Annotated in this window: 6 protein-coding genes and 1 pseudogene; 5 read left to right on the top strand and 2 right to left on the bottom strand. The window is 44.5% G+C overall.

Translation table 11 applies throughout. The annotated features are described in order from the left end of the window. Positions 1-83, top strand: a pseudogene (locus tag CH376_RS10655) (LemA family protein); the annotation flags it as partial. Positions 84-574: 491 nt separating this feature from the next. On the opposite strand, the gene CH376_RS10645 reads toward CH376_RS10655, so the two are convergent. Beyond that, complete coding sequence (locus CH376_RS10645) at positions 575-2,863, bottom strand: inorganic phosphate transporter (protein WP_100784385.1); 2,289 nt, start codon at positions 2,861-2,863, stop codon at positions 575-577. 159 nt (positions 2,864-3,022) lie between these two features. Beyond that, positions 3,023-4,069 (bottom strand): serine/threonine protein kinase, encoded by a 1,047-nt coding sequence (locus CH376_RS10640; protein WP_100784387.1) that lies wholly within the window; start codon positions 4,067-4,069, stop codon positions 3,023-3,025. Positions 4,070-4,236: 167 nt separating this feature from the next. Here CH376_RS10640 and CH376_RS10635 point away from each other — a divergent pair, with 167 nt between their 5' ends. The 4 genes from CH376_RS10635 (at position 4,237) to CH376_RS10620 (ending at position 7,570) form a co-directional block, all read left to right on the top strand. Further along, a complete protein-coding gene (locus CH376_RS10635) occupies positions 4,237-4,632 on the top strand; it encodes an RNA recognition motif domain-containing protein (protein ID WP_100784391.1) in 396 nt (131 codons plus the stop codon). Continuing rightward, positions 4,629-5,018 carry an FKBP-type peptidyl-prolyl cis-trans isomerase gene (locus CH376_RS10630; RefSeq protein WP_100784392.1) on the top strand — a complete coding sequence of 130 codons (390 nt, stop codon included), beginning with the start codon at positions 4,629-4,631 and terminating at the stop codon, positions 5,016-5,018. The genes CH376_RS10635 and CH376_RS10630 overlap by 4 nt, the downstream gene beginning before the upstream one ends. 117 nt (positions 5,019-5,135) lie before the next feature. Continuing rightward, on the top strand, positions 5,136-6,251 hold the full coding sequence (locus CH376_RS10625; RefSeq protein WP_100784394.1) for a PAS domain-containing sensor histidine kinase: 1,116 nt from the start codon (positions 5,136-5,138) through the stop codon (positions 6,249-6,251). Between the two features lie 59 nt (positions 6,252-6,310). Then, entirely contained in the window at positions 6,311-7,570 is a 1,260-nt protein-coding gene (locus CH376_RS10620; protein ID WP_100784395.1) for a SpoIIE family protein phosphatase, read from the top strand. Position 7,571 lies beyond the last annotated feature (1 nt).

Below are 7,571 nucleotides of genomic sequence, written 5' to 3'. Positions count from 1 at the left end.
TCACGAAGGCGCGCGCAGGAGTCGGTTCGATTCAAGCGGATGAAAAAACACTGAACAATCCGGAACTTTTTAAAAGAATTTCCAGTTACTCCAGAATATCGTTGTTTTCGTCTCTCGTCTTACTAAAAAATCCTGAGGGAATCTATTCCTAAACGAAAGTTTGACGAAGCGAAAACTCGTCGCAGCATGCGTCTTAGGTTCATAGGCTCCAACGCTTTCTTGAAATCCGGTTTTAACGAAAAACGGATTTGATTCTTTTGGGAACGGGGCGGCGTCTCGAAAACTATGCGGACGATTAAAGAATTTTACATTATGATATTCTAATGTATTGTCGCGAGAAATTGATGTTATTTTTTAGGAGACGTGCTTATTTTGAAAATACCCTTTTGTATAAGCGTTTTTAGTTGCTTTCGGGTCGTCGTGTTCAAAAAAGATAAACTTGTTTTGGGCGGGCTTGGGCTTTGATACGGATCGCTTTCTTCTTCGATCAAGGATTGGGACGCAAAAAAGGCTTGCCTCCGAAGTCGGTTGAAATCCGTTTCGGTGACAAGCCCTAAAGAAAAAGGATTTACTTTTACTTTTTCTTTTTCTTTTCTTCCGCCTTGGAAGCGAGAACGGATTTGCTCTGCAATTCCAACTTCTTCTTTTCGGCCCAAGGGATCGCGACGCTCAGTTGTTCCGCGAGAGAAAGAAGATTCTCGTTGATGTCAATAAGTTCGTCTATGATCACGAAGTAGGAAACGCTGGATTTCAGTTTGCTGTCTCCCTTTTTGATCCGTTTCATCTGGCTCTTATAGATGTTCTGTTTTGCTTTTTCGAGATTTTTTGTCTTTTTCTCGGATCTTGCTTTTTCCAAAAGATCGGGAAACTTATCCGAGTCCGCTAAGAGTTCCATCAGGTTCGTTGCCTGTTTTCTGAGCTCTTTTACTTCTTCTTTTTCATCTTTGGAAACCTCTTGGAAAGAATTGATTCCGTTAGACGAGGTTCTTAGAATATTCCAGATACTTTCTGTGATTCTATCCAAGTGATTGATGGAATCCGTGATCGGATGTATGGAAGCCAAGTCTTCCTCTTCGAGGTGTTTGTTTGCGATCGATAAGAAGCTGGATAAGGAATTTTCTCTCATCTTCTTTAAGTCCTTCAGAAGTTTTTGAGTTTGTCTGAAGTTCTTTTTCTTTCCATTTACATATCCGGCGCAAGCGTTGTTCAGAGCTTTTCTCGCGACGCTCAAACTCGCGAGCATGGAAGAGATCGTTCTGGAAAGCGCTCTCTCAGGATGTTTTTTGAGAGTGATCAGTTTTTCAAGATTCTCGTCGTATGTGTCTTGGCGTTTTTTGTGGATTCTTCCGAAAAGAAAAATCAAAAGACCCGCGACGATAACAAGAACGAATACGGACGAAAATCCGAAGATATAAAGAATGGAACCGATGATTCCGGCCGTGGTCGACGCGATGATCGCCGTAAAAAACCAACCGCCCACAACGGTAAGAACTCCGCTCACACGGTTGACCGAATTCTCCTTGTTCCAAGCTCCGTCCGTTAGAGAAGTTCCCATCGCAACCATAAAGGTCACGAACGTCGTGGACAGAGGGAGTTTGTAGAGGGTTCCGATCAGAATCAATGCGCTGGAGATCTGAATGTTCACGGAAGCTCTGAGCAAGTCAAAGGCTTCGGTTTCGTGAACTTTCACGATTTCTAATGTGTTTCTGTTTTCAAAACGTTTTCCGATAAAGTTTCTTACGCTCGAAGGAAGAATCGCTTTGATAGGCAGATAAATTCCAAGGGCGATCTGGACAAAAACGCGAGCCACCAAACTTGTGTTAAACGCTTCTAAGGTTTCTCCTTGAGAACCTAAGGTGACTTCGGTTTGAGTCACGGATTCCGCTTTTCTCGAAAACCAAAGAGGGAAAAGCATCACACAGGCCGCTCCCAGAAGAATGAAGCTCGGAGTCGCCACGTTTCCCGCAAGACCGGTCGCCATCGCGCTCGCATCTCCGCCTTGTTGAATCAAGGTCCAAGTCGTAAAACTCGCGAGAGGAACTCCGATGAAGTTCACCAAGTCGTTGCTCGCGAACGCCATTGCGAGGGAACCGGTTCCCACCAAAACTAAGAATTTTAGAATATTCCATTCTAATAATACCAGGATTTGAAAGAAGACGGAAAATCCCGCGAAGCTGATCAAGAGGATGTTCGTAAAATTATCGTTTAAAAATTTGCTCATCTCGGAAGTGATCAGAGAAGATCCTTTCATCGCGGTCAAAAGGGTGAAAAAGATCACCGTCGTTACGGAAAGTCCCCCGAAAAGTCCACCGAAGTATTTCATCGTTCTTTTGAGATCGAAGGAGAAAATAAATCGAAAGAAGAACTGCAGAATCATTCCGGAAAAGAAGGCGACGATCACGCTCGTCACGATCCCGAAGATGATCTTCAGAGCGCTTTCCGAGTTGATGATTTGGAACGCTCCGTTCAGAGTTCCGGTTTTTAAGAATGCTATGGCAAGCGCCGCGCCCAAAAGTTCGAAGACCAGAGATACGGTCGTAGAAGTCGGCAATCCGAGTGTGTTGTAAAGATCCAAAAGGACGATATCCGTGAGCATCACGGCTAAGAATAGGAACATGAGATCTTGCAGCGCAAATCCGCTCGGATGGAAGATTCCTTTTCTTGCGACTTCCATCATTCCGCTGGAAGAAAGTGCTCCCAAGATGATTCCGATTCCGGCGACGACCAAAATGATCCTTTTCGAGGAGGCTTTGGAACCGACCGCCGAGTTTGTGAAGTTTACGGCGTCGTTCGAAACTCCGACTAAAAGGTCGCCGATTCCGAGGATGGCCATGAGAATTACGATGATAAGGAAAAAGTCCATGAAACGCTTCCGTTTATTGTTTAGTAGAATCTACAGTTTTCGCTTTAATTCTTGAATATCGAGTTCTTTTTTAGTCTTTTCTACGGGGGAAGTCGGACAACTGAAATTTTGTCTTCGACCCAATTGTGATTATTACTTTTCTATTACAAAATCAACCGGTTAATCTTCGAGGTCCCAGAAAAAATCCTTATTGGTGAGTTCTTCTTCTTTCGGAAAAGAATCTGTAACGGAAAAGAAATGTTTATCCCCTAAGGAACCTAAGATGAGTTTGTATTGTTCTTTGAGTTCGAGGGTTTCTTTTTCCCAGTATTCGTCTCCGGCGAAGTGGGGAAAGGCGGTTGGAAACGAAGGATCGGTTTCAAAACGGGTGGAAATCCAAGCCGAGTAGTGAATAAACCGCATCGCCCTTAAAATTTCGATCAACTCAAACCAACGATCGTCAAAGTCCCGAAATTCCCGATAACCGGAAACGAGATGTTCTCTTTCCTCCATTCCTTCTTTTCCCCGGGAAAGGAGCATCCAAAAATCCTGGACCGCCGGGCCGTTTAAAGAATCGTCGAAGTCCACAAAAAACCAACCTTCCTTTCCGTTTAGAAGATTTCCTTTGTGACAGTCTCCGTGAATTCTGTGTAACGGAACGGTAGCGATTTTTTCTTGAAAGAGATCCAAGATCCGAAGCGCGGTTTCCCAATATTCTTCTTTGCAACTCGAGGGGATCCAATCTCCTTGCACCAAAATTTCCAGGGGCGTCGTCCCGTATGTTTTAGAATCCAGGGTGATTCTGTGTTTTAGGCTTTTGGATTGGCCTACGTTGTGGATTCTTGCCAAAAGTCTTCCCAGAATTCGAAAATTTTCCGCGCTCAGTTCGTCCGGAGATCTTCCTCCTACCCGCGGCCAGAAAGAATAAAATATATCGTCCTGAAAGTCGGCGAGGCTCGTCCCGTCGGGAAAGAGAAGCGGCGCGCAGACCGGAATTTCTTCTTCTCTCAGATCCATAAGAAATTGATGTTCTTCTAAGATTTGTTCGCGGGTCCATCTTCCGGGTCTGTAGAATTTGGAAATGATATGAGTTCCGTCTTCCAAACGAAGGTCAAAGACTCTGTTTTCCAAACTGTTCAGGGCCATACAATGACCGGAAGGTTCATAACCCGCTTTTTCGACCAAGGTAAGAATTTCGCCAGGATTGAGTTGGAAGAAATCGGCCATTCCTCTCCAAGATTCCGGTTTCCGATATGCTTCCAAGACAAAAACTACGGATTCGATTTTGTTCTTTGATTTGCGTCCAATCCGATTTTACGCTTCGGATCGCGCTTTTGAAGCGGAGAGTTTTGTGTATTCTCATTTTGGAATTTGGTTTTCAATAGAATTGGATTTTGCAAATTGATTCCCGAGAAGGAAAAATCATGAAGATATCAGTAGGAAATTTGCCCCAGGAACTTACCGAAGACGAGTTGAAAAAGATTTTTTCGGAGTTTGGAACGGTTCAGGACGTTCACATTAAAAAAGACAAAACCACAGGTCGTTCCTTATCCTATGGATCCGTTGAGATGGAAGATTCCGCCGGAGAAAAAGCGATTGCGGCTTTGAATAAAAAAGAAATCTCCGGCAAACAGATCGCGGTAGTCGATTCGGAAGAATTGAAGAAAGAATTTGAAAAGAAACAATCCCTCAAAGGACTTTCCGGTTCGAGTAAGGTTCACGGAAGCCAAGCAAAGTCGGGGGGATTTTCAGGAGCCGGTGTGAGAAGAACCGGAGGGAGAGGAAAATGAAATTGATTCGTTTGAGTGTTATCGTCAGCTTTTTAGTCCTATCGTTTGTTCCGGCTTTCGCGGAAGACCTGATCATCAAGGACATTCGCGTTGGAACCGGAAAAGAAGCCTTCTCCGGATCCAATGTGACCGTTCATTATGTGGGAACTCTCACAAACGGAAAAAAATTCGACAGTTCGAGAGACCGTAGAACTCCTTTCACGTTCAACTTAGGCGCCGGAGAAGTCATCAAAGGATGGGATCGCGGGGTCAGAGGGATGAAAGAAGGCGGGATTCGTAAACTTACGATTCCTCCCGAGTTGGGATACGGATCGAGAGGGGCGGGCGCCGCCATTCCTCCGAATTCAACTCTCGTATTTGAAGTCGAATTACTAAAAGTGTACTGAACATTCTATCGTTTTGAAACAGATTTTACCGGGTTCTGACGTTAGATTCTAATCCATTTCCGATTCTAATCCTCACAGATTGGAGGAGCTTTCCAAACCGTGAACGCTTAGAATCGGATGTCCTACAACTTTTTTGAACTTTCCCCGGTTCCGGCCTGTATCTTAGAGCCAACCTTCCTGATCAAAAAGGCGAATTCCGCCTTTTGCAAAACTTCCGGTTTTACGAAAGAGGAATTGGAGGATCGTCAAAACTGGGGATCCATCTGCGATTTCAAAAGTAGAATTCCCGATTTTTCGGATCCTTCTCTTTGGCCCGATCTCAAACATTTAGAAAACAATCCCACATACGAAATTCTTATCCTCGCAAAAGACGGTTCTCAAAAAGATTATTCAGTTTCCTTTGCGTTCGATCCGGAAGAACTTCAGATTTTCGCTTATTTGGAACCTTCCCAGTTTTCGACGGGGGCTCTTTCTTCAAATTCTTCCTTGGATTCTTCCCTCGCAGGTTTGGAAAAGCCGAGCGATTCTTGGGTGCAAAGACAAAAATTAGAAGCGATCGGAACTCTTTCCGCCGGAGTCGCGCACGAAATCAACAATCCTCTGATGGGCGTGATCAACTACGCCGAAATGGTATTCAACGGAATTGAAAGCGGAAATCCGCTCCGAAAATACGCCGGAATCATTTTACAGGAAAGCAATCGAATTTCCGAGATCGTTCGGGACATGCTTACCTTTACTCGTTTGGAAAAAGAAGAAGCCAAAATTCACGATCTGACTTCGATCTTTTGCTGCACATTCGGACTATTGAAGAACGGTTTTCGAAAATCGGGAATCTTCACCTTGGTTCCGGATTTGGATACTCCGGTCTACGCGGTTTGCTCCGCGGGAAGACTCAGACAGGTCTATCTCAATCTTCTAACAAACGCCAAAGACGCGATCGAAAGTAATCCGGATTCTACGATGGAAAAAACTCTGCGGGTTTCTTGGACGAAGATCCAAAAAGGCGGAAGGACGTTCGTAAGAACAATCGTAGAAGATTCCGGGATCGGAATCCCCGAAGAAAACAGACATAAACTCTTTGATCCGTTTTATACGACCAAGGAAATCGGAAAAGGTACGGGCCTCGGACTAACCGTTTCCTACAACCTGGTCCGGGAAATGGGGGGAGAACTTTCTTTCGAATCCGAAAAAGGTTCTACTCGCTTTTACGTGGATCTTCCGGAATCTTTCTGAAAGATCCTTGACTTTAAGAGCGGCGGGCCTCATTTTAATAGACTCTCTTCCGACACGCTATGACAGGTCCCACGAGCTTCGAACAGAAAAGTTACGACCCCGAGGAACGTTATTCACTCCTATTTCATTCCGCGATCGATGCGATCGTTTCCTTAGACAAAGATTTCCGTGTTTTTTTGATCAATCCGGCGGCGGAAAACATGTCCGGTTATTTGGCTTCCGAGCTGATGGGAAGGACGATCGAACATCAGTTTCCCCTCAGGATACGAAATCGTTTTTATAGAATTCTTAAAAACGTGGCGAAACTTCCCGATAAAAAAAGAAAAAAACCGTTCGGCCCGATTCGGCTTTTTCGAAAGGACAAGTCGATTCTGATTTCGGAAGTTTCGGTTTCGGTCACGGGACCGGAGGATTCTTATCAATATCATATCATCATCCGGGATATATCAGAAAAACATAGAATTCTAATGGAGCTAAAAAGAGCCAACCAGGCGCTCAAAAAAATGGATCGTGAAAAGGAAGAACTTTTGGAGCGCCTCGAAGAGAAGGTCAGACAACGATCCAGATTGCTCGCGGGATATTATAAGTCCATGAAGGAAGAACTGAGTCTCGCCAAACGGCTTCAGTCCGAAATTCTTCCGGACATTCCTTCCGTTTCGGGAATCGAAATTCATTCAGCTTATCTTCCGATGATGGAAGTCGGAGGAGATCTATACGACCTTTTCGAAATCAAACCGGGAGTTCTGAGGGTTTTTCTCGCGGATGCGACCGGACACGGGATTCAGGCCGCTCTTCTTACGATGACTCTCAAGGGAATCCTAGAATCCCTTAAAAAAAAAGATCTGGATCCCGGAAAAATTCTAACCGAGTTCAATCACGAATACTGCAAGAATTTCGCAAACATCGGAATGTTTTTTTCCTGTTTTCTAGCGGACATCGATACCAACCAAAAAAAGATCGTGTATTCGTCAGGGGGACATCCTCCGCAATTTTTTCTTTCCGAGGATCTCGTAATGGGGCTGGATCGGACGGGTTCTCTTTTGGGTTTGGATCCGAATAACTCCTATGGAATTTTTTCGCTGAGTTATCAGGAAGGGGACAGACTCTTTTTGCTCACGGACGGAATTTACGAAGAATTTAATTCCGACAAACAGCAGTTTGGCGAGTTGGCGGTCCAGAGAATTCTCGCTCAAAAGTTCAAAGAACCTATGGAAGAAACGATTCCCGCGATATTACAGGCTCTGATGGATCATCTCGGAAGACAAAAAATTCAAGACGACATCACGGCTATCCTGATTTCTTTAGAATCCAAAGCCTGAA

The sequence above is a fragment of the Leptospira adleri genome, from assembly GCF_002811985.1.
GTDB lineage: Bacteria > Spirochaetota > Leptospiria > Leptospirales > Leptospiraceae > Leptospira > Leptospira adleri.
This window is presented reverse-complemented; position numbering and strand designations above follow the sequence as displayed.

Bases quoted from the DNA above. Each gene is read 5' to 3' on its own strand.
- CH376_RS10645 (WP_100784385.1), bottom strand. From the start codon at position 2,863: ATGGACTTTTTCCTTATCATCGTAATTCTCATGGCCATCCTCGGAATC.
- CH376_RS10640 (WP_100784387.1), bottom strand. From the start codon at position 4,069: ATGGCCGATTTCTTCCAACTCAATCCTGGCGAAATTCTTACCTTGGTC.
- CH376_RS10630 (WP_100784392.1), top strand. From the start codon at position 4,629: ATGAAATTGATTCGTTTGAGTGTTATCGTCAGCTTTTTAGTCCTATCG.
- CH376_RS10625 (WP_100784394.1), top strand. From the start codon at position 5,136: ATGTCCTACAACTTTTTTGAACTTTCCCCGGTTCCGGCCTGTATCTTA.
- CH376_RS10620 (WP_100784395.1), top strand. From the start codon at position 6,311: ATGACAGGTCCCACGAGCTTCGAACAGAAAAGTTACGACCCCGAGGAA.